Here is a 20,829-nt window from a genome sequence, read left to right as displayed (position 1 = left end):
TCTGAGTTTTTAATCAAGGAATCATCTTTGAGGTTAAGTTTTTAGGTGTGAAGGAGAAATAGTGTGGTACAAAACCCGAGTTTAACTCGTCAGCAACAGCAACAGCAGCGGATCACTCGTTTTGCATTGATTTCGGCTGTGGGAAGTTTTATGATCGGCGTAATGTTGCCTTTGAATCTGCGTACAACTCGTCAAGTTCAGGTGCCGTCTGTACCTCGTCGGTCTTCGCCAGAGATTGTTGCGCCTAGTCCAGAATCTACTCAAAAACCCGAGGAAAACTCCTCTCAACAAGCGCCTGTCTCCCCTATTCCCGAACAATCTTCTGATCCTTCATCCCAGAGTAAAAATCAACAGGAACGTCAAGAGTCTAGCTTGCCTAGCGTACCATCATCTGCGATAAATCCGAGAGAATTACCCAGTGTCGGACAAGCGATGACTCAACGGGTTGAGGGTGTACAAACCGCAATTACTCGGCTAAAAGCTCAACGGTTTGACAATACTATACCGGATCGTTTCAAAGGAAAAACAATTAAATATGTCGATCTTAATACCGATGAAAAAGTGATTGCGTTGACCTTTGATGATGGCCCCTGGCCAAAAACAACAGAACAAATTTTAGATATTCTCAAAGAAAATAATATTAAAGCGACATTTTTTTGGGTCGGTCAAGCGTTAAACAATCACAAAGAGATTGGTAAAAAAGTAGCAGCCGATGGTCATGTCGTTGCTAATCATACTTGGAATCATCGTTATCACAAACATAGTCGCTCTGTTGCCGCTAAAGAGATTGAAGATACGGCGGATTTAATTGAAGAATTAATCGGTGTTAAGACAACAATTTTTCGTCCACCGGGTGGAGTTGAAGATAACGGTTTAGTTGATTACGTTTTTACGCGAGACTACGTGAATATTATGTGGTCATCTGATTCTAAAGACTGGAGAAGTTCAGCTTCTAGTATTAAGAGTAATGTTCTAGGTTCGATTAAACCGGGTCGGATTGTGTTGTTGCATGATGGTGGTGGAAATCGTTCAGAGACGGTGAAAGCTTTACCCGATATTATTGCTGAACTCAAAGAAAAAGGCTATCGGTTTGTGACTATCCCGGAATTGCTGGAAATCGCCGATCAAGCGATCGCTAAACAAGAAAGTCAAGTGCAACAACAGTCCAGTTTAGATCTCAACTCAGATAGGGAAGCCAGCGAATAAATAATCGGTTATCGTGGCAATAGGCTATTTGTGTAAAAACAGATAGATAGATGTTAACGATAGCAGTAATGTTTAATTCTAGCCTGACTATTCAAACTTCTTCTGAATCGATCTCATCCCCAGACCATTTTGCGATTACTCTAGCCCCTCTGTCTATAGAAGAAATTTACGCATTAGTGGATGAACCTGCTAATGGTGCCGTGGTAGTAATGAGTGGAATGGTTCGTAACAATACCGAGGGTCAAGCTGTGGAAGCCTTAGAATATCAGGCTTACCAACCGATGGCAATACGAGTGTTTGAGGGGATAGCGGCTGAAATTCGCCAAAACTGGCCAGAGGTGAGTCAGGTTGCGATTCATCATCGTATCGGGCGCTTACAAGTTGGGGAAATTAGTGTATTGGTTGCAGTCGGTTGTCCCCATCGTCGTGAAGCGTTTGAAGCTTGTCAATATGCGATTGATACCCTCAAACACAATGCTCCGATTTGGAAAAAAGAGCATTGGGTGGATGGATCAAGTAGTTGGGTAAGTATTGGGGCTTGTCAGACTGACTGTGAACCCTAAACCTGAGTTCCAAATTTTTGGAACATTCGGAACTCGGTAGACGTCTAGTGAAAGGGAATGTCTGATGAGCCAAGTTCCATAATATGAGCGAAACTATATCTATATCCTGGTCTGCGGCTAAGGTGAATGTTCTTCAAGAAGTGCTATTGCCCCCTGATAAGCTCTCCAACTATGACTTAATCTTGCGATGTCAGGAAGGAGTACAGCCTGATCGAGCAGCTTTTACTGAACTCTTGCGTCGGTATCAAGTTCATGTCGATAAGGTATTGTACCATTTGGCTCCTGATTGGCAAGATCGTTCTGATTTGGCTCAAGAAATTTGGATTCGCGTTTATCGCAATATCAAACGCCTACAAGAACCCGCTAAATTTCGGGGCTGGTTGAGTCGAATTGCAACCAACCTATTTTACGATGAACTCCGCAAGCGTAAACGGGTTAAACCCCCTCTGTCGCTTGATGCACCGCGTTGTATTGATGATGGTGAAGTCGAGTGGGAAATTCCGGCGGAACTTCCTGGCCCTGATGATGATCTCAGTACACGAGAATTTTATGATTGTCTTAATGAGGCGATCGCTGATTTACCGGAAGTCTTTCGCACAACGATTGTTTTGCGAGAAATTGAAGGTCTAGCTTATGAGGAAATTGCTGAAATTACAGGTGTTTCTCTCGGAACGGTGAAATCTAGAATTGCTCGAGCGCGTCAACGGCTACAAAGTCAGTTACAACCTTATCTAAATAGTTAGGAAAGCCTGTGAATCTCAGGTGGTCAGAATTCGAGACTGATACACTATTTAATAACAGTGTTAAAACCAGAAATGCATCTCTAAAGCGCGTTTCTCCCCCATTTTCACAAACAACAGATTCATCTCATGATTTGCATTGCATTCACCTAAAGTTTACGGGGAGGTGTTACTATGAAGCCTAACTTTGAGTCTAATAACCATCAAGAAATAAACTCTCACTCAGCATTTAATACGGAAGAACAAATGCAACATCCGTCAGACGGTGATCTGAGCGATTATCATTATGAACTGCTCAGTTCCTATATTGATGGTGAGGCGAACCCAGAAGAACGCCGCCAAGTCGAAAAATGGTTAGCGACTGATCCTCAAGTGAAAAGTTGCTATCAGCAATTGCTCCAGCTTAGTTCTCAATGGCAGAGTCTACCTGTACCCACGGCTCAACAAACGGCTCCTGATTTCCTCGCTGAAGCGGTTTTTGAGAAGGTTGATCGTCGCACGACTTATCGCCGGGTGGCTTGGGGTGGAACGGCTATTGCGGCTTTGTTTGTGGCGACAATTTCTAGTGTATCGTTCGGTAGTTTTTCTCGCATTCCGCAGTTCGCCTCTCGACCTAATAATGATCCTGAACCCCTCAAAATTGCCCTGAATGAACCGATTATTCCAATTGTTCGTTCTGATGCAGCAAGTATAACTGTCAATCAACCGATTATTGAGATTCCGAAGTCGCCAATTTCTAACCCTCAATAGAAGTCGGGAAGTTTAGAGGTATTCTACTAAGTCTATCTTCCCTTTGAGCTTTTTTTGCTTTTGATGTGAGAATTCCAATTTCCATCTGGAAGATAAACGCCTTGATACTGTTGAATTTTAGCCGGATTCATCCAATAAACCCACGCTACTTTTAAGGGGTGTTTGTCGGGAGTATAGGTTTGAATTTCTTGGCGTTGGTATTCGTTTTGTTCGGGGGGGCGATGGGGTTGATAATCTTCTAAACAGTCTAAATCCTCAAAAATTGAGGGGTTGGGGAATGAGAGGATCACACCCGAAACCCAACCGACTCCTTCCGTCATCCCTGGATACCCTAACGATAAATGGAAAAGTTGGCCCTCTGCGATCGCCAAACGTTCCTGAACCACTCGAGGGGCGCAATAGCGCTGATAATTGCATTCGCCCGGTTTGAGTGTGCCGTATACAAAAATGTGAATTAGATTCTCTGACATTCACTCCAATCTCAATCCTGATTGTTCTTTAAAAGCCTGATTATTAACATATTTATAAATATTTGTCAATAGTTTAAACAAGAAAGCTTGTCGGGGAGTGTTTGAATAACTTTTTGTTAACATTAGAACTAGCCTAACATTTAGGCTTCAGTTTCAGTCCCGACTCTACTGTTAAGTCTAGTTTACTTTTGTATCATTCATGCTAGCCATTCGTCTAATTGATTTTTCGCTGCCCCATTTACCCTTGAGTGCTTTTTTCCCCGCACTTGACAGTATTTTATCCACTCAAGGCGTGATGGTCATGCTGCTTGCGGCCTATGCAGGCGCTATGTGGATGTTTCTCACCAGTGCGCCAAAAGTACACACTATCATGGTGAGCGATCTCAACGTTGCTCGGCAATTCTATGAGGGTTTGCTCGATTTGCCCGTTGCCGATGTTCCTCTGCATTATTATTACAACTATGAACAAACCTTAGGAGCAACAGGAATCGATCCCTTGTATATGTCTACCACAGTTGGCGGTTCTGCCAGCAATCCGTCTGATCTGGGTGCTTCTGAGGGTTTGTGGTATCAACTGATGAAAAATACTCAGTTACATATCATTAGCGGTGCAAGCTACGGAACAAAGAACCGTGATCGTCATGTTTGCTTTGATCACGACTGTTTAGAACAAGTCTTAATGCGAGTACAAACACGCGGACTCAAGTTTAAAATTCGGAGCGAAAGACCCCTTAATTTTTTGGTGAAAGATTTAGAGGGACGTGTACTAGAAATGTCTGAAGTCAAGAATTAGAACAAAAACTTAACAAACGTTTGATAAAAAAAGAAGAAATAGGGAAAGCCAATTAGAAGCAATTGCTCACTGATTGGCTTATTCGTTATTTGGCACCCAAAGTCAAAAAAAGTATGAACTGATTGATTTTAAAATCCACAAATATAGCGATCATAAATAAGTGAGTTATGAGATATAATTACCGATCTCACTGAGTTATTATCCCCGGCGATCTCATTAATCATTCTTAATTTCTATAAATCGAAACTTTTGTATAGTTGAAAAATAGAGAAAGTATAATTGACGTAATAGTAGCTGCTTTGAGGGTTGGGGATGAAGAATATTAACATTAGTTTACCAGGCTATCGGATCACCAATCAGCTCTATGCTGGGTCACGTACCCTGGTTTATCAAGCAATTCGAGAAACTGATCAACTCCCCGTTGTCCTCAAAGTGTTGCGAGAGGAATATCCAACGTTCGCAGAATTAGTTCGGTTTCGCAACCAGTACGTGATTACCAAAAATCTAGCACTGCCCACAGTGGTTAAATCCTTAGCACTAGAGCGGTATCGCCAGAGCTATGCCCTGGTGATGGAAGATGTGGGGGGTATTTCCTTGGCAGATTACTTGAAAAAAACAGCAGCTCATCACGCTGATCACTTAACTCCCCTATCCCTTGCGGACTTTCTCCGCATTGGGCTGCAACTGTCTGAAACGCTGTGGGGACTTCATCGTTGTCGAGTGATTCATAAAGATATTAAACCCGCTAATATTCTTATTCAACCTGAAACGTTACAAATCAAGTTGATTGACTTTAGCATTTCTTCTCGATTACCGAAAGAAGCTCCAGGAATTGAGAATCCCAATGTTTTAGAAGGTACATTGGCTTATATTTCCCCTGAACAAACAGGTCGAATGAACCGGGGAATTGACTATCGGACTGACTTCTATTCTTTGGGTATAACTTTCTATGAATTACTCACAGGAGAGTTACCCTTTCAATCCCGTGATCCGATGGAATTAGTACATTGTCATATCGCCAAGTCAGCACCCTTAGTTCATGACAAACACTCAAAAATACCATTTGTACTATCAGAAATAGTTAAAAAATTAATCGCAAAAAATGCAGAAGAAAGGTATCAAAGTGGATTAGGATTAAAATATGATCTAGAAAACTGTTTAACTCAACTGCAAGAAACTGGTAAGATTGAAGACTTTGAAATTGGGCGACAGGATGTCAGTGATCGCTTTATTATTCCCGACAAACTCTATGGACGAGAAGCTGAAGTAGAAACCCTACTCCAAGCCTTTGAAAGAGTCAGTAATCCCCCCCAGACTCCCCTTGTTAACGGGGAAGAAGGAAGATCGGAAATGATGCTAGTTTCCGGTTTTTCGGGTATTGGGAAAACAGCCGTTGTCAACGAAGTTCATAAACCTATTGTCAGACAACGAGGTGATTTTATTAAAGGTAAGTTTGATCAATTTAATCGTAATATTCCCTTTTCAGCATTTGTGCAAGCCTTCCGAGATTTAATGGGGCAGTTGTTAACAGAAGGCGAGACTAAAATTAAACAGTGGAAGAAAAAAATATTAGATGCTGTTGGGGAGAATGGGCAAGTCATTATTGAAGTTATTCCGGAATTAGAACGTATTATTGGTGAACAATCACCAGCAGTGGAATTATCAGGAACAGCAGCACAAAATCGATTTAATTTATTATTTCAAAAATTCACCCAAGTTTTTACTACTGCTGAACATCCATTAGTCATATTTTTGGATGATTTACAATGGGCAGATGCAGCATCATTGAAGTTAATGCAGTTATTAATGGCTGATACAGGGTATCTTTTTATTATTGGTGCATACCGTGATAACGAAGTTAATCCAGCTCATCCATTGATGTTAACTTTGAATGAAATTGAAAAAAGACAAGCAACGATTAACACAATCACTTTAGCACCCTTGAGTCAAAAACAAGTTAACAAATTAGTTGCAGATACGCTGAAATGCACAGAAAAGTTAGCTTTTCCACTTTCTCAATTAGTCGATAAAAAAACTCAAGGAAATCCATTTTTTACAACACAATTTCTCAAATCATTACATCAAGAAGAACTGATTCAATTTGATTTTAAGTTAGGGTGTTGGCAATGTGATATTGCACAAGTAAATCAGCAAGCACTCACAGATGATGTTGTTGCCTTTATGGCGTTGCAGTTAGAGAAATTACCATCCTTAACCCAGAATAGCCTCAAATTAGCAGCTTGTATTGGAAATCAGTTTGATTTAGCAACTTTAGCAATTATTTCGGAACAATCGGAGATAGAAACAGCAGCAAGTTTATGGAAAGCATTACAAGAAGGGTTTATTTTACCCATTAGTGATGTTTATAAATTTTATCAGGGAGAAGATCAGCAGGGATTAACGATAGAAAATGAGAATAACAATAAACAATTAGCCAAATATAAATTCTTACACGATCGCGTTCAACAAGCCGCATATTTCCTAATTCCCGATAACCAGAAACAGATCACCCATTACCAAATTGGAAAACTGCTCCTGCAACAGATTTCCCCAGAAGTAATAGAAGATCGTATTTTTGAACTGGTCAATCAATTAAATTACGGAACTGCTTTAATTAGTCAACCCAAAGAGCGAGAAGAATTAGCCCAACTCAACCTAATTGCCTGTCAAAAAGCGAGAGCTGCAACTGCTTATCAAGCCGCACATGAATATGCCACAGTTGGACTGAAACTGCTGGGAACAGACGCTTGGCAACGGCAATACGAAATGACCCTATCCCTGTACAACTTAGCGACTGAGGTGACTTTTTTGGTTGGCGATTTTGAGCAGATGGATCGGTGGATTGAAGCGGTCATTCATCATGCAAAAACGCCTTTAGAACGGGTGCAAGTTTATCAAGTTAGAATTCAGGCAATGGTCGCCCGAAATCAATTTTTAGAGGCGATCGCTATCGGTCAATCGGTCTTTCAAATGTTGGGCGTGAACCTGCCAGACAACCCAACCCTAGAGGATATTCGGCCTATTAAGCAAGAAATTGATGAGTTAATTGAGGGTCGCGCCATTGAGTCATTTCTTCATCTGCCGCCAATGACCGATCCCCAGCAATTAGCGATTATGCAAAATGCGGCTCGCCTCACACCCGTCTGTTACATGACAGGCTCGAAGCTTTATTTTCTAATCGTAGCGCTACAGGTGAAGCTGTCAATTCAATTTGGAAATAGTCCGGTTTCGGCTTATTGTTACACGGGTTACGCCTTCCAACTGAGGATGCTGTGGGGAGATATGACAAAGGTGACTCAGTTTGGGCAATTGGGATACCAACTCGCTTCAGAACCGGGTGCCAAAAATATTCGAGCTGCAACAGCGCTGTTAATGGGGGGATATGTTGGTCATTGGACGACCCATCTCCGAGATTCACTGCCCATTCTTCTCGAAGGCTATCAAGCCGGATTAGAAACGGGCAATCTAGAATTTATGGGCTATGATGCACAATTGTACTGTTTAAATGCCTATTGGTGCGGTCAACCGCTTACCGAACTCGAACCCCAAATTAGTGCCTATTATCAACAGTTATGCGACCTCAACCAATTTACGGCGGCTAACTGTGTTTTGGCTTACTGGCAAGCTGCTCAAATTCTGTTGGGTGAGTCAGAAGATCAGGTTCCCTTTCGCCAAGATTCCTATGAAGAAAAAGTCTTGGCGGAAGCCAAAGCCGAACACGATTTTTACCGATTATCCTATTTTTATCTGTATCGATTTACATTGAATTACTGGCTGGAAGACTTTGCCAAAGCCGAACACGATGCTGCTCAAAACCGACAGTATTTGGCGGGGGGAATCGGAAATATTGTTGAACCAGTCTTCTATTTCTATGATTCTTTGACTGTGCTTGCTACCCTTCCCGAATTGATAACCGAGTCGGACTCTCGATGGCAGCGAATGCAAGAAAATCAAACTAAGTTGAAAGAATGGGCTGATTATGGCTCCATGAATTACTTGCACAAATATCATTTAGTTGAAGCTGAAAAACATCGCGTTCTCAATTGCAAAACAGAAGCTCTAGAATTTTACGACTTAGCGATTCAAGGTGCTAAGGAAAACGGTTATGTTCAAGAGGAAGCCTTAGCTAACGAACTTGCAGCTAAATTTTATTTGAATTGGGGAAAGGAAAAAATTGCTGCTGTATATATGCAGGAAGCCTACTACTGTTATGCCCGATGGGGAGCTAAAGCCAAAACTGATGATTTAGAAATCCGCTATCCCCAACTGCTTGCTCCTATATTACAGCAAACCCGATCTTCTTTCTCTATTAGCGAAACTATCTTTTCACTGGGAAGTGTCACCTCTACCAATTCCGCTACATCGAGTAGTAACGTTTCTGTCGCGCTAGATTTAGCTGCAATTCTCAAAGCTTCTCAAACCCTTTCTAGTGAAATCGAACTCAAAAAACTACTTTCATCGTTGTTGCAGATCGTGATTGAAAATGCGGGGGCTGATAAATGCGTGTTAATGCTTTTTCAAGATGATTCGCTAGCAGAAACAAAAGAGAAACGCCTGTTGATCAAAGGGTTAATTACTGTGGGAACAGAGCCAGTCGTGTTACAACGCCTTCCCATTGAGGAGAGTCAAGAGATTCCTTTGAAGCTAATTGATCAAGTGAAACATGACAAGCAAACTATTGTGTTATTTGATGCGAGTCACGAGCTGAGTTTAGCAAATGACCCTTATATTATCCGTCAGCAGCCTAAAAGTATTTTGTGTAGCCCGATTTTACATCAAGGTAAGTTACTGGGCATTTTATATCTAGAAAATAATTTAGCCAGGGGAGTGTTTACGCGCGATCGCGTGGAACTCCTGAATTTACTTTGCGCTCAAGCTGCTATTTCCCTAGAAAATGCTCGACTTTATGAGCGATCTCAGCAATATGCCCACCAATTAGAACAGGCATTATACAACTTACAAAATGCCCAACTCCAAATCGTTCAAAGTGAAAAAATGTCGGCTTTGGGTAATTTAGTGGCGGGAGTTGGCCATGAAATGAATAATCCTTTGGGCTTTATTTCTGCTACGCTCCAACAAACTAAACCCATTATTGCAGATATTATTGAACACCTAAAACTCTATCAAGAAAGTTTCCCCAATAAAAGTGATGAAATCATCGAACATCGCGAAGAAATTGACTTAGATTATAGCTTAGAAGACTTGCCCAAGATGATTAATTCTATGATCATAGCTTGCGATCACCTTCAAAATATCAGTACCAGTCTTCGTATTTTTTCCCGTGCTGACAAAGATTACAAAGTGCCATTTAACATCCATGAAGGGATTGATAGCACTCTGTTAATTCTCAAACATCGTCTCAAGGCAAATGAAAAACGTCCGGCGATTGAAGTTGTGACCAACTACGGTAATATCCCCGCGATTAATTGCTTCCCTGGTCAATTAAATCAGGTGTTTATGAATATTATAGCCAATGCTATTGATGCCTTAGATGAATCCAATATCGGCCGCAGTTTTGCCGAACTTCGGGTTAGTCCTAACCGCATTATCATTCAAACATTATTAGAAAATGAAAAGGTAAAAATTACCATTGCTGATAATGGCAAAGGTATGAATGAAGAAGTCAAACAAAAGATTTTTGACCACTTATTTACAACTAAAGGTGTAGGAAAAGGTACGGGGTTAGGGTTGGCGATCGCCAATCAAATTGTCGTCGAAAAACATCAGGGTTCAATAGCAGTTCAATCAACTTTGGGTCAAGGGACTGAGTTTGAGATCACGCTTCCTATTAAAGCTTAAGGTTAACCCCCATTGGCTCTATAAAAAATTTCGTTTATAAGAATCTTTAGACTCGAAGACAGTCGGGGTTGATTTGTGAGTAAAGAGTTTGAAATAGAGGGAAACAAAAAATTCTTTCACCGGAAAAGCAATAAAAGTAATCGGGTTAATCGTTACAATAATTGTTCTCATATCTGAACAGGCTTGTTTGATAATTTGTTTGGCAACCCAGTCAGGTGACATCACACCAATCGGATTTAGGTTACTCTTAAACGGCCCTAAAATTAATTTCCGAATTACACAGGGCGCATCTAAACGTCTGAGGGTAATTAAATCTCCTAAAGTTCGTTTACTAAGTTCATACAACGGACTCAACGCCGGACTGACTTCAGCCTCACTGGTATTCACCCAGACTTCTTTGCGAGCAATATCTGTGTTTGTTTCTACGGTTGACAGAAATAATTCGAGCAACCGCAAACTTGAAAACGCATTTATTTCATAAGAGTTAGTGATTGCTTCGGGGGTGCGTTCTCCATGAACATTAATGCCATGATTTAAAATCAGAATATCAACTTTTTTCAATAACTGAGTGAGTTGCTCTTCTTCACCAACTTTCCAGGTGATGGTTTTGACGGGATATTCTTCTCCATTGAGATTAATACTAACGGTTTGATCTTTAGAAGTGAGGGCGATAACTTTTGCTTCGGCTTGATGAAGTTGCAATAAAAGACTTTGCCCTAATGTTCCAGATGCGCCTGTGACTGCAACTGTTTTACCTTTGAGAGAAAGTGCTGTTCCCATCAGTTTATCGACGAAGGTGAGCGTACCACAAAAATAAGCGTTTTGGTTGTCAAAATGATGTCGCCAGTGATAAGGACGGTTAACAAACCAGTGAGAGGGCGGCTGAGAAAATTCGCCGGGAAGATGAGTAATATCTGTGAGTTGATCGACTTTGGGAATACCGAGTCCTCGGGCAATTGCGGGAACTAAAAACAATAGTGTATATACACAACCCACAAGAGCAAACCATTGATGTTCAGGGGCGAAATAATGGGCGATGATTCCAAAGATTAAACTAAATATTAACATGGCGATCGCTTCGGGGACATCGTGATACCAGTTTCCCTGACGATAAATCTGATCGCTAACCACGCTAAAGTCTTGACGAAAGACTCGATGATGCCAGACGTGCCAGCGATATAACGGTTGCCAAACGTGGGAAAGGACATGGTAAAGATCTCGAACGAGTTCAACTCCGAGTACGGTACCGAGTCCCCAGGCGATATGTTGAATCCAAATATTAATCATAATTTGATCATCTGTTAATTTTTCTCATTTTTTGTTGGTCTGTTCTGTTGGCTTCTGTGCAGATATTACGATGCTGTTTAGGCTGAAATCGCCATCAATTAAGTGATTTTAAACCTATATCGGCTTTTTGCAACTCTTGGGTTAAAAGCAGAAGCTAACCGACAAAAATTAATATTGTACTCATTTCAACATAAATTTTGATAATATGTTACATAACGATGAAAAATTCTCACACAGCTATTCGGAGTAATACATGGCAGGACTATTTGGTTTATTTGGTAAAAAGTCTGAAAATCCTGAATCTAGTGCATTCTACCTCGGCTCAGACGATGCCCAAAGCTTGGGTGACGTAGAGTTTATGCGTAAACAACAGCAGGTGAAGAAAAGCTTCCCGAAAATGGCAGGTGGAAAGCCTGTGAATATCCCTGACTCTGTGGCTAAAGCCGCGATGGAGATGTCCAAACCGTCTTCTAATGGTTCTTCGGCATCCTCCTTTTCTTCTGCACCTTCATCTTCTTTCTCAGCTCCCAAAACAGAACGGCGTCGTCCGGATACGAACTTAGACGAGTTCCGCAAAATGGCTCGGGACATGAAAAAGTAGTTCTCGTGAAACGTTTTTGAGAACTTATTTTAACTCAAAATAACCTGCATGGCTATTAAGCGAAGATCTGCCTAATAGTTATGCAGGTAAATTTATAGGAAATTGTTAAGAGTTGAACTCTTTAAAAATATCCTACTAATTAATATAGACCCATTGCACGAAGGGTTTTCGGGCCAGCAATACCATCAGCGTGTAAGCCATAGTCATATTGGAAGGCTTTAACAGCGTGCTTGGTGATTTTACCGTAGTAGCCCGTAGAGTTGGCATGGAAGTAGCCATAGTTAGCTAACTGATCTTGTAACTTAGTCACTTTGTAGCCGCTAGAACCATGACTGAGGCCAGAGCCGTGAGACTTCTTGTGGTAGCTAGCTTTCTGGTAATGGTGCTTACTGTAGTGGGACTTGTGAGAGCTAGACTTGTAGCAGGAGCTACCATAGCACTTTAAGCCCATAGCGGAAGCTGTACTCGGGCCAACTACACCATCAACGTGTAAACCGTAGTCCCGTTGAAATGCTTTAACCGCGTGCTTGGTGACTTTGCCGTAGTAGCCAGTGGCGTTATAGCTGAAGTAGCCATAATAAGCCAGCTTGTGCTGAACATCTTTAACGTCAGAACCATAATCACCATAGTACAGTGAGGCTTGAGCGGGTTTACCTGCACTTAAAATAGCTGCACCAATTGCAACGGAGACAATCGGTAATAAGCAAGCGCCTGACATCTGGTTCCAGTTCATACCCCGGAATAGAACTAAGCTGCCATCAACATTGGACTGACGCGGAGATTCAAAAGCGGAGACTAAATGATTATAAGCGAGTGTATCCATAAAATCCTCTGCAAACTCCTCGAAGCATTTCCTCAGGGGTTAATCCTTGAGGATTTCCCCTGTATCTTTTACTTTATAACTATAAATGAACTAAACGTCTAGAGTTAATAGACCTAAATTGCACACTTTTTATAAAAAGTTAATACAGGCTCTGTTTTGAAAATTAATCTCCAACTCTTAATCATACTATAAAATCGCAAATTGACAATAGTTTTAGGTTGAATTAGCATGAACTTTTATATCGGAATTGATTTCGGAACTTCAGGCGCACGACTGGCCATCCTCGATCAAAAGGGTGATATCCATCAAGAGGTTGAATCTCAATTTCCAGAATCTTCTTCTCCTAATGAATGGCCTATTGCTTGGCAAACAACTTTATTTGATTTAATTGTTCAAATTCCTGTAGAACTTCGTCGTCAAACGGGCGCGATCGCTATTGATGGTACATCAGGAACCACGCTGTTGTGCGATCGACAGGGAAAACCGATTACATCCCCTTTGCTTTACAACGATGGACGAGGGGTAGAAATGATCGAAAAAATCAAAGCGATCGCCCCAACAAATCATCTCGTTCTCAGTGCAACCTCTAGTTTAGCAAAACTGCTGTGGTGGCAACATCATCACAATGAATTAAACATCCCTTCTCAGCCCCTTTATTTCCTGCATCAAGCGGACTGGTTAGGGTTTTTGCTACATGGAAAACTAGGTATTAGCGACTATCATAACACTCTGAAACTTGGCTACGATGTTACTGATTTCTGTTACCCAAGTTGGTTGACAAATGCAGTTAATCGTGAGTCAAACCCGCTGAAGTTACAATTACCCAAAGTCGTTACACCGGGAACCCCAATCAGCCCCATTACCTCAGAAATAGCAAAACAATTAAACTTACCAAAACAATGTGTTGTCTGTGCCGGAACCACCGATAGTATAGCCGCTTTTCTCGCCAGTGGTGCCACTTCTCCCGGTGAAGCGGTGACATCCTTGGGTTCAACTTTGGTGTTAAAGCTTCTCAGCCATACCCCGGTTAATGATGCTCACTCCGGGGTTTACAGCCATCGCCTCGGGAATTTGTGGCTGACTGGAGGTGCGTCAAACACAGGAGGGGCGGTGTTGCGAGCATTTTTTAGCGATAAGGAATTAGAAACGCTCAGTCAGCACATTAATCCCAATATTAACAGTCCCCTAGATTATTATCCCTTATTAAAAAAAGGCGATCGCTTTCCGATTAATGATCCCGAACTTCTCCCCCGTCTTGAACCTCGTCCCGATAATTCAGTCGAATTTCTACACGGTTTGCTCGAAAGTATTGCTCGGATTGAAGCCAAAGGTTATCAACGACTACAAGAGTTAGGCGCGACACCCCTGACTCACATTTATACAGCCGGAGGTGGGGCAAAAAATTCAGTTTGGACCACAATTCGAGGACGTTATCTCAAAGTACCAATGGTTCAGCCGAGACATACCGCCGCCGCTTATGGTGTCGCTCGATTAGCGATGCAAAGTATTGAAAAAAGTCAGGTATAGGAAGTAACGACTCACTTCACTCAAATAAGCGACTGTTCACAGATAAACCCAAACGTTAGATTAGAAATAACAGTTCAGTTAACCCTTAAGCGATTGATATAGGAGGAATTTCCAATGCAGTCTACCTCAGTTGAAAAGCACACCGAACCGAAAAAATCAACTCAGTCTTCTACTCCTATTCTTCATTTAGAAAAAACCTTTCCAAATCAGAATATTAGTAATAATTTAGTCAATAAAAAAGAGAAATTGGTTAAGGAACTTATTACTTATAAAGCTGAAAAAGCACAAGAGTTGACCAGGGCAAAACAGTTAAATCGTTGGTCGATTGGAATCGCACTGGTATTAACCGCAGCAACGACTATTTGTGGTTCTTCCCAGGAGGAGAAAATACAAGGATTAGTAGCACCTTTAGGAACTTTAGCCGTAACTATAAATGGTTGGATTGCTTCTGTTCCAATGAGTAAGAAAGTTTCTCTCTATGAACGAGTTTTAGTAAAGGCGGATAATTTACGCAGCGATCTTGAATTTGAGGTAGAAGCTGAAGATGATCTCGAAGAAATTCGGGAGAATTTCAAATCTCTAAAAGTCGAATTAATTCAAGAAAATCCTAACGAACAGCCAAAACTACAGTCTGCGAGATCGGGTCTTAAAAGTTAAAAAAATTCGCTCATAAAGACTATCCAACTCTAATGTCACTCAAAAAAGTGACTGTTATCCTGAAACTTGAGAAGTTAGATTGTAATGAAGTAAACAAGTTAACCCAAAAAAGAGCTTTAACCATGGTACAATTTCAACCTAAAACTCAAACTCAAACCAAAGTTTCTAGCTTACCGGATGGTAACTATCGCTATGTAACCGCTAGCACTCCAATTACTGACGCAGAACTGGCTCAAACTGAATCTTTAATCTTTTTATTCCGGAAGAAAGGAAATAATATTATAGGTCAATTGAGTCAAGCGAATAGTTCCAATAGCATTTGTATTAGCGGTCAAGTTAATGGTAATACGATCACAGGTGCTGCGGTAGAATTGTCTGAACCTTTTGATGAAGCAATTCTGAGAAATTGTGGAGAAGATTTTGTGGTTTGGGATGTGGCGGGTTCTCTGCGCGTTCGTCGGGGTAGAAAAGAAGGAAAAAAAGTGGTTTATAAGAGTGTAATTTTTGACCTGAATGGCTACAACCGCATCAATGCAGGGACTCAATTCCCACCCGTAAGCTGTCCGTTCTAAGATTCACTCAACTCTAACCTCTTAATCCAGAAAACCAATAAACAGCAGATAAAGCCAGTATTGATCAGGTTTTGTCTGCTCTTTTTATTGACTTTGATTTAAAAAAGTTGAATAAAGCGATGATCAAATGATTCAGAGTATTAGATTTACCGGATTTCCCATTGATTATAAACTTTTAAATCAGTTCCTCGTCAGAACGACCATTTGCTGTTAAAATCTGAAAGCTGGGTTATAACCACTGGATACTAATCTACAAAAGATTAAGTCAGAAGAAAATTTCGCGGTATAGAAACCAAGAAGACTTAATCTTAAAATAGAATGAATGCAGGATGTGAACCATGAAAGAACACAAACGCATCGGCATCTTAACCAGTGGGGGAGACTGTGCAGGCTTGAATGCAGCGATTCGAGCGGTCGTTTATCGAGCAGTGGGAACTTACGGTTGGGAAGTGTTGGGAATTCGTCAAGCTACTCATGGTTTGATGTCTCGTCCACCCAATGTGATCAATTTAAACATTGAGAAAGTCGAACCCATTCTGACCTATGGCGGAACGATCTTGGGAACGACAAATAAAGGCGATCCATTTGCTTTTCCGATGCCAGATGGAAGTATACAAGATCGCTCCAATGAAATCATAGAAGGCTATCGTCTGCTTCAACTAGATGCGTTAATTGGGATTGGTGGAGATGGGAGTTTAGCCATCTTGCGAAAACTTGCCCAACAAGGAAATCTTAATCTGGTCGGTATTCCTAAAACCATTGATAATGATGTCGGTAGTACGGAATTATCAATTGGATATCACACCGCAGCCACGATTGCCACAGAAGCAATTGATCGCTTACATTTTACAGCAGCCAGTCATAGTCGGGCAATGATTGTGGAAGTCATGGGACGCGATGCCGGACATATTGCTTTGCGATCAGGAATTGCAGGGGGGGCGGATGTGATTTTAATCCCAGAAATTCCCTACAGTTTGGAAAAGATTTGTGACCGAATTCGCGATCGGCAAAAACAGGGTAAAAACTATAGTTTAATTGTCGTTGCGGAGGCTGTTCGTACAGAAAGCGGAGATGCTCTCACTATTACAGACTTTCATGGAGAATCTCGACTGCGAGGAATTGGTCAATATTTAGCGGATCAAATTGCAGCTTGTAGTGGGGCGGAAACGCGAGTCACGGTTTTGGGTCATGTTCAACGGGGCGGAACGCCAACAATGACAGATCGAGTCATTGGTTCGGCTTTTGGGGTAGCCGCAGTTGATTTAATTGCCGAAGAAAAATATGATCGTATGGTGATTTGGCAGAATCGTGAGGTCGATAGTGTCCCCATTGCTGAGGCGATCACTCAATATCGGGCGATTGATCCCAATGATATTTTGGTGAAAACGGCTCGTAGTATGGGAATTTGTTTGGGAGACTAAGTTTAGGGTGTTGAGTGACTCGTAACTGTTTTTTTATATGGATCGTCAAGACTTTCTTCAAAATCAATTGGCTCATTGGAACGATGAAATTGCTTCTCGACCCTTTGATCCCAAAGCTTATGTTCAGCGAGGGATGGTTCATTTTAAATTGGCTCAAATCGAAGAATCTATTCAAGATTTTGATCAAGCCGAAAAACTTGAACCTACCCTTCAGCCTTATTTGTGGCAACGGGGGTTATCTTACTATTATGCTCGACAATTTCAAGCCGGAGCGAATCAATTTGAACTGGATTTAGTCGTCAATGCACAAGATTTAGAAGAAACGATTTGGCGATATCTTTGTATGGCTCAACTTTTAGGAGATGAAGCGGCGAAAGATTGTCTATTATCGGTTAGAAATGATCCCCGCAAGGTGATGCGACAGGTTTATGAACTTTTTGCAGGAAATTGTCAGCCCGAAGATGTCATCAATACGGGGACAAAATTAGGAAAGCAAGGAGAATTTTATGCTCACCTTTATGTAGGATTGTATTATGAAGCTCAAGAGAATGAAGCCCTAGCCAAAGAGTTTATTATGAAAGCCGCATCTGAATATCCGTTAGAGGATTATATGTGGCATCTGGCTGTGGTGCATCAAACGTTACGAGAATGGGTGTAAGATGCCGTTAATTTTGCTTGTTGAGGAGAATAACAAATGAGTTTGATCGGAAATATTATCTGGTTGATTTTTGGCGGTTTTATTTCGGGTTTAGGATATATTGTCGGTGGGCTGGCAACTTGTTTAACGATTATTGGGATACCTTTTGGAATACAAGCGATTAAACTCGGTTTTGCAACGATGACTCCTTTTGGAAAGCAAAATATAGTGTTAGATAGTTTTTCTAGTCCATTGACCCTAATTTTTAATGTGATTTGGGTAATATTTTTTGGCTGGGAAATTGCCCTTTCTCATTTAATTCATGGTCTAATTTTATTAATTACAATTATTGGTATTCCCTTTGCTCAACAACATTTTAAACTAATTCCAATGGCTTTATTCCCCTTCGGGCGAGAATTTCGTTAAAGGAGTTGTAATTAATGGCTAGCACAAATCAAAGTTCACAGTTAAAAATATTTGGATTACCTCCCGATCAGGGAAGATGGTTGCTGATTCCTCTGGGAATAATTGTTTTACTCTGTCTGGGGACGGTTTACGCTTGGAGTATCTTTAGAAAACCCCTACAAGCTGAACTTAATATTGGTGCCACCGAAAGTCTTTTACCTTATACAATTGCCCTCGTTTTTTATGCCACCTTGATGCCCATCGCCGGGTTTTATATCCCCAAAATAGGCACCCGAAAAATGACGGCTATCGGGGGGGTTATTGTCGGTTTGGGCTACATTCTTTCTAGCTTTGCCAGCAATATTTTAGCCCTGACTCTCACCTACGGGGTAATTGCCGGGACGGGAGTTGGTATTACTTACGGGGTACCGATGGCGGTGGTTGCCCGGTGGTTTCCTGATAGAAAAGGATTGGCAGTTGGGTTAACCATTATTGGTTTTGGACTGTCTCCATTAATTACCGCCCCTCTGGGAAAAACTTTGATTGATGCTTACAGTGTTAGACCGACTTTGTTAATTTTGGGGATCGCGTTTACGGTGATTATTCTCGCGATTTCCATCACCCTAAAATTGCCCCCAAAAGACTGGCATCCTCAACAACCAATCTCCTCTCAAACGGTATCTAAAACAGAGGTTATTTACCCCGCAAATCTGTTGAAAAGTCGCTCGTTTTATGGGTTGTGGGTGTGCTACACTATTGGTACTTTTGTCGGCTTAAGTGCGATTGGAATTTCTAGCCCGGTTGGTGAAGAAATTATTCAAATCGATCCGGCATTAGCCGCCAGCAGTGTTTCTTTATTTGCCCTGTTTAACGGGATGAGTCGGCCCCTGTTTGGTTGGTTGAGCGACCGTTTTTCCCCCCGGTATGTGGCGATTACTACTTATGTATTGATTTTGATTGCTTGTGTTTTGATGGTGAATGCGGGCGAGGGACAAGTTGCAACTTATTTGATCGCGTTTTGTCTATTTTGGTTTTGTTTGGGGGGATGGTTGGCGATCGCACCGACAACAACTTTGAGATTTTTTAACCCCGACAATTACGCCCAAAATTACGGGATTGTGTTTACCGCTTACGGCGTCGGGGCGCTGTTGGGAACGCTGATCGCCGGACAAATTCGCGATTGGTTTGGAAGCTATACTTATGCCTTTTATCCGATGGGTTTGTTGGCGATTTTTGGGATAATTATTGCCAGTTTTTTCCTGAAGCGCGATCAGGTGATTATTGATTAGATTTAATCTTTCTGATAAATTGATTGGACAGCTACGCCTTGGCATAATAGGGATGTGGGCAAGAAGTCAGAATCCTCGCCCCATCCATCTGATCAGAGTAGGAGAAGAATCAGGCCTGTGGTAGAATACAGGCTAGATTCTCACTTTGTCGGCTACTTCTTCTTGTCTTGAGCCATTTTCAGCGCTTGAGTCGCTGTTTCTGGAGTTTTTCCGAAGCCTTTGTTGCCTTTAGAGTCTTTTGCAACGTGGCTGCCAGACATGGTTTTATTGATTTTGATGCTTTCAGAAGCCATGAGATTTTCTCCTTTTAGAGTTGAGTTGTAGTTGAGCTAATGGCGACAGCCCCGCGTTCTATCGAAGATGAACGTCGGGAAGGATAGCCCGACAAATTAAGGACTCGATGTCCGAAATTTTGTCAATTAGGAGTTTTTTGATTCTCAACATATTCTTTTAATTGTGAAACAGTTACACCTCCGCAACTAGCAATAAAATATGATTCATTCCATAAAACTGACTTTCTATAAACATCAGCTAATTCTGGAAATTCAGTTCTTAAACGACGACTGGTTATAGATTTTAAGTTACCTACAAACTTAGGTAATTCTAATTGTGGGTAATATTGGAAAAGCAAATGAATGTGGTCTGTTTCCCCATTAACTTCAATCATCTGACAATCCCATTTACGGCGTTCCCATATGATGGTTTGAAGTCGCTCTATTATAGCTCCTGTAAACACTTTACGTCGATACTTAGTTGTCAAAACCAAGTGGGCTTTTAAGTCTGATATTGCTCTCCCGCTAGAGACAAAATCATCTTTCATGTTGTCACCGTGCCTGTTTTATGTTACAGTCATTGTAACAGGTCGAGGTTTACCATGATAATTTCTTACCAATATCGTTTAAAACCTAATTACGAACAACGTTGTCGTCTCAACAGTTGGCTAGAAAAATTAAGGTGTCAGTACAATTATTTGTTAGCTGATAGATTTGATTGGTGGGAAAACAACAGAAATTACGTTAATTCTTGTCCTTTAGTTTGTAGTATTGCTGAACCTAGAGAACAACCAGAATACTATAAACAAAAAAGATCCCTTGTTCAATTAAAACAAGAGCGACCTTGGTATAAAGACATCCATGCTCATGTTTTGCAAGATATGGTCAAACGAGTCGATCTAGCTTTTAGTCGTTATATCAAGGGAGATAAAATGGAAAACGTAGCGGTAAGCCTCGATTTAAAGAAAGAATAGATATCGAACAATTGGGTTTCTTCTATTAAGCCTGATTGTGTTA

Annotated in this window: 20 protein-coding genes; 15 read left to right on the top strand and 5 right to left on the bottom strand. The window is 41.2% G+C overall.

The genetic code is table 11. The features are described 5' to 3' along the window. Positions 1 to 63: 63 nt before the first annotated feature. The 4 genes from L8106_RS12485 (at position 64) to L8106_RS12470 (ending at position 3,259) form a co-directional block, all read left to right on the top strand. A complete protein-coding gene (locus tag L8106_RS12485; RefSeq protein ID WP_009784668.1) occupies positions 64 to 1,206 on the top strand; it encodes a polysaccharide deacetylase family protein in 1,143 nt (380 codons plus the stop codon). Between the two features lie 68 nt (positions 1,207 to 1,274). Then, positions 1,275 to 1,769, top strand: coding sequence for a molybdenum cofactor biosynthesis protein MoaE (locus tag L8106_RS12480; protein WP_050779116.1), 495 nt, complete (start codon positions 1,275 to 1,277; stop codon positions 1,767 to 1,769). Between the two features lie 83 nt (positions 1,770 to 1,852). Then, positions 1,853 to 2,512: a sigma-70 family RNA polymerase sigma factor gene (locus tag L8106_RS12475; protein ID WP_009784666.1), complete on the top strand. Its 660-nt coding sequence runs from the start codon at positions 1,853 to 1,855 to the stop codon at positions 2,510 to 2,512. Between the two features lie 171 nt (positions 2,513 to 2,683). Next, the gene (locus L8106_RS12470; protein WP_009784665.1) at positions 2,684 to 3,259 is read left to right on the top strand and encodes an anti-sigma factor; all 576 of its coding nucleotides are present in this window, start codon (positions 2,684 to 2,686) and stop codon (positions 3,257 to 3,259) included. A gap of 32 nt (positions 3,260 to 3,291) precedes the next feature. Here the strand turns inward: L8106_RS12470 and L8106_RS12465 are convergent, their stop codons facing one another. Further along, positions 3,292 to 3,729 carry a gamma-glutamylcyclotransferase gene (locus tag L8106_RS12465; protein ID WP_009784664.1) on the bottom strand — a complete coding sequence of 146 codons (438 nt, stop codon included), beginning with the start codon at positions 3,727 to 3,729 and terminating at the stop codon, positions 3,292 to 3,294. A 199-nt stretch (positions 3,730 to 3,928) separates the two neighbouring features. On the opposite strand from L8106_RS12465, the gene L8106_RS12460 reads away from it, so the two are divergent. Both L8106_RS12460 and L8106_RS12455 read left to right on the top strand, forming a co-directional pair. After that, complete coding sequence (locus tag L8106_RS12460) at positions 3,929 to 4,522, top strand: hypothetical protein (RefSeq protein ID WP_009784663.1); 594 nt, start codon at positions 3,929 to 3,931, stop codon at positions 4,520 to 4,522. Positions 4,523 to 4,834: 312 nt separating this feature from the next. Further along, complete coding sequence (locus L8106_RS12455; RefSeq protein ID WP_009784662.1) at positions 4,835 to 10,321, top strand: ATP-binding sensor histidine kinase; 5,487 nt, start codon at positions 4,835 to 4,837, stop codon at positions 10,319 to 10,321. A gap of 18 nt (positions 10,322 to 10,339) precedes the next feature. On the opposite strand, the gene L8106_RS12450 is transcribed toward L8106_RS12455, so the two are convergent. Beyond that, positions 10,340 to 11,608, bottom strand: a complete 1,269-nt coding sequence (locus L8106_RS12450) for a bifunctional sterol desaturase/short chain dehydrogenase (RefSeq protein WP_009784661.1) — start codon at positions 11,606 to 11,608, stop codon at positions 10,340 to 10,342. Between the two features lie 253 nt (positions 11,609 to 11,861). Here L8106_RS12450 and L8106_RS12445 point away from each other — a divergent pair, with 253 nt between their 5' ends. Continuing rightward, the gene (locus tag L8106_RS12445; RefSeq protein ID WP_009784660.1) at positions 11,862 to 12,209 is read left to right on the top strand and encodes a hypothetical protein; all 348 of its coding nucleotides are present in this window, start codon (positions 11,862 to 11,864) and stop codon (positions 12,207 to 12,209) included. 139 nt (positions 12,210 to 12,348) lie between these two features. Here L8106_RS12445 and L8106_RS12440 read toward each other — a convergent pair whose 3' ends face one another. Continuing rightward, positions 12,349 to 12,927 carry a peptidoglycan-binding protein gene (locus tag L8106_RS12440; RefSeq protein ID WP_232228472.1) on the bottom strand — a complete coding sequence of 193 codons (579 nt, stop codon included), beginning with the start codon at positions 12,925 to 12,927 and terminating at the stop codon, positions 12,349 to 12,351. A gap of 333 nt (positions 12,928 to 13,260) precedes the next feature. Between L8106_RS12440 and L8106_RS12435 the strand changes: the two genes are divergently transcribed. The 7 genes from L8106_RS12435 to L8106_RS12405 all read left to right on the top strand — a co-directional run bounded on the left by L8106_RS12435 (position 13,261) and on the right by L8106_RS12405 (position 19,540). Further along, a complete protein-coding gene (locus tag L8106_RS12435) occupies positions 13,261 to 14,559 on the top strand; it encodes an FGGY-family carbohydrate kinase (RefSeq protein ID WP_009784658.1) in 1,299 nt (432 codons plus the stop codon). 114 nt (positions 14,560 to 14,673) lie between these two features. Further along, positions 14,674 to 15,216: a hypothetical protein gene (locus L8106_RS12430; RefSeq protein ID WP_009784657.1), complete on the top strand. Its 543-nt coding sequence runs from the start codon at positions 14,674 to 14,676 to the stop codon at positions 15,214 to 15,216. A gap of 122 nt (positions 15,217 to 15,338) precedes the next feature. Next, positions 15,339 to 15,788, top strand: a complete 450-nt coding sequence (locus L8106_RS12425; RefSeq protein WP_156803657.1) for a hypothetical protein — start codon at positions 15,339 to 15,341, stop codon at positions 15,786 to 15,788. Positions 15,789 to 16,126: 338 nt separating this feature from the next. Beyond that, entirely contained in the window at positions 16,127 to 17,209 is a 1,083-nt protein-coding gene (locus tag L8106_RS12420) for an ATP-dependent 6-phosphofructokinase (protein WP_009784655.1), read from the top strand. Between the two features lie 37 nt (positions 17,210 to 17,246). Continuing rightward, a complete protein-coding gene (locus tag L8106_RS12415) occupies positions 17,247 to 17,867 on the top strand; it encodes a tetratricopeptide repeat protein (protein WP_009784654.1) in 621 nt (206 codons plus the stop codon). Between the two features lie 36 nt (positions 17,868 to 17,903). Continuing rightward, a complete protein-coding gene (locus tag L8106_RS12410; RefSeq protein ID WP_009784653.1) occupies positions 17,904 to 18,272 on the top strand; it encodes a YccF domain-containing protein in 369 nt (122 codons plus the stop codon). A 14-nt stretch (positions 18,273 to 18,286) separates the two neighbouring features. Further along, positions 18,287 to 19,540 carry an OFA family MFS transporter gene (locus L8106_RS12405; protein WP_009784652.1) on the top strand — a complete coding sequence of 418 codons (1,254 nt, stop codon included), beginning with the start codon at positions 18,287 to 18,289 and terminating at the stop codon, positions 19,538 to 19,540. 152 nt (positions 19,541 to 19,692) lie between these two features. Here L8106_RS12405 and L8106_RS32135 read toward each other — a convergent pair whose 3' ends face one another. After that, a complete protein-coding gene (locus L8106_RS32135) occupies positions 19,693 to 19,833 on the bottom strand; it encodes a hypothetical protein (protein WP_009784651.1) in 141 nt (46 codons plus the stop codon). Positions 19,834 to 19,955: 122 nt separating this feature from the next. Beyond that, entirely contained in the window at positions 19,956 to 20,360 is a 405-nt protein-coding gene (tnpA, locus tag L8106_RS12400) for an IS200/IS605 family transposase (protein ID WP_009782306.1), read from the bottom strand. A 54-nt stretch (positions 20,361 to 20,414) separates the two neighbouring features. On the opposite strand from tnpA, the gene L8106_RS12395 reads away from it, so the two are divergent. Continuing rightward, positions 20,415 to 20,786 carry a helix-turn-helix domain-containing protein gene (locus L8106_RS12395; RefSeq protein WP_009784650.1) on the top strand — a complete coding sequence of 124 codons (372 nt, stop codon included), beginning with the start codon at positions 20,415 to 20,417 and terminating at the stop codon, positions 20,784 to 20,786. Positions 20,787 to 20,829: the final 43 nt, after the last annotated feature.

This window comes from Lyngbya sp. PCC 8106 (genome assembly GCF_000169095.1).
Classification (GTDB): Bacteria; Cyanobacteriota; Cyanobacteriia; order Cyanobacteriales; family Microcoleaceae; genus Capilliphycus.
The sequence above is the reverse complement of the archived record's forward strand: the minus strand, read 5'-3'. Positions and strand labels throughout refer to the sequence as shown.

Excerpts from the sequence above, each read along its gene's own strand:
- L8106_RS12480 (WP_050779116.1), top strand. The coding sequence starts at position 1,275 with ATGTTTAATTCTAGCCTGACTATTCAAACTTCTTCTGAATCGATCTCA.
- L8106_RS12475 (WP_009784666.1), top strand. The coding sequence starts at position 1,853 with ATGAGCGAAACTATATCTATATCCTGGTCTGCGGCTAAGGTGAATGTT.
- L8106_RS12470 (WP_009784665.1), top strand. The coding sequence starts at position 2,684 with ATGAAGCCTAACTTTGAGTCTAATAACCATCAAGAAATAAACTCTCAC.
- L8106_RS12465 (WP_009784664.1), bottom strand. The coding sequence starts at position 3,729 with ATGTCAGAGAATCTAATTCACATTTTTGTATACGGCACACTCAAACCG.
- L8106_RS12460 (WP_009784663.1), top strand. The coding sequence starts at position 3,929 with ATGCTAGCCATTCGTCTAATTGATTTTTCGCTGCCCCATTTACCCTTG.
- L8106_RS12455 (WP_009784662.1), top strand. The coding sequence starts at position 4,835 with ATGAAGAATATTAACATTAGTTTACCAGGCTATCGGATCACCAATCAG.
- L8106_RS12450 (WP_009784661.1), bottom strand. The coding sequence starts at position 11,608 with ATGATTAATATTTGGATTCAACATATCGCCTGGGGACTCGGTACCGTA.
- L8106_RS12445 (WP_009784660.1), top strand. The coding sequence starts at position 11,862 with ATGGCAGGACTATTTGGTTTATTTGGTAAAAAGTCTGAAAATCCTGAA.
- L8106_RS12440 (WP_232228472.1), bottom strand. The coding sequence starts at position 12,927 with ATGTCAGGCGCTTGCTTATTACCGATTGTCTCCGTTGCAATTGGTGCA.
- L8106_RS12435 (WP_009784658.1), top strand. The coding sequence starts at position 13,261 with ATGAACTTTTATATCGGAATTGATTTCGGAACTTCAGGCGCACGACTG.
- L8106_RS12430 (WP_009784657.1), top strand. The coding sequence starts at position 14,674 with ATGCAGTCTACCTCAGTTGAAAAGCACACCGAACCGAAAAAATCAACT.
- L8106_RS12425 (WP_156803657.1), top strand. The coding sequence starts at position 15,339 with ATGGTACAATTTCAACCTAAAACTCAAACTCAAACCAAAGTTTCTAGC.
- L8106_RS12420 (WP_009784655.1), top strand. The coding sequence starts at position 16,127 with ATGAAAGAACACAAACGCATCGGCATCTTAACCAGTGGGGGAGACTGT.
- L8106_RS12415 (WP_009784654.1), top strand. The coding sequence starts at position 17,247 with ATGGATCGTCAAGACTTTCTTCAAAATCAATTGGCTCATTGGAACGAT.
- L8106_RS12410 (WP_009784653.1), top strand. The coding sequence starts at position 17,904 with ATGAGTTTGATCGGAAATATTATCTGGTTGATTTTTGGCGGTTTTATT.
- L8106_RS12405 (WP_009784652.1), top strand. The coding sequence starts at position 18,287 with ATGGCTAGCACAAATCAAAGTTCACAGTTAAAAATATTTGGATTACCT.
- L8106_RS32135 (WP_009784651.1), bottom strand. The coding sequence starts at position 19,833 with ATGGCTTCTGAAAGCATCAAAATCAATAAAACCATGTCTGGCAGCCAC.
- tnpA (WP_009782306.1), bottom strand. The coding sequence starts at position 20,360 with ATGAAAGATGATTTTGTCTCTAGCGGGAGAGCAATATCAGACTTAAAA.
- L8106_RS12395 (WP_009784650.1), top strand. The coding sequence starts at position 20,415 with ATGATAATTTCTTACCAATATCGTTTAAAACCTAATTACGAACAACGT.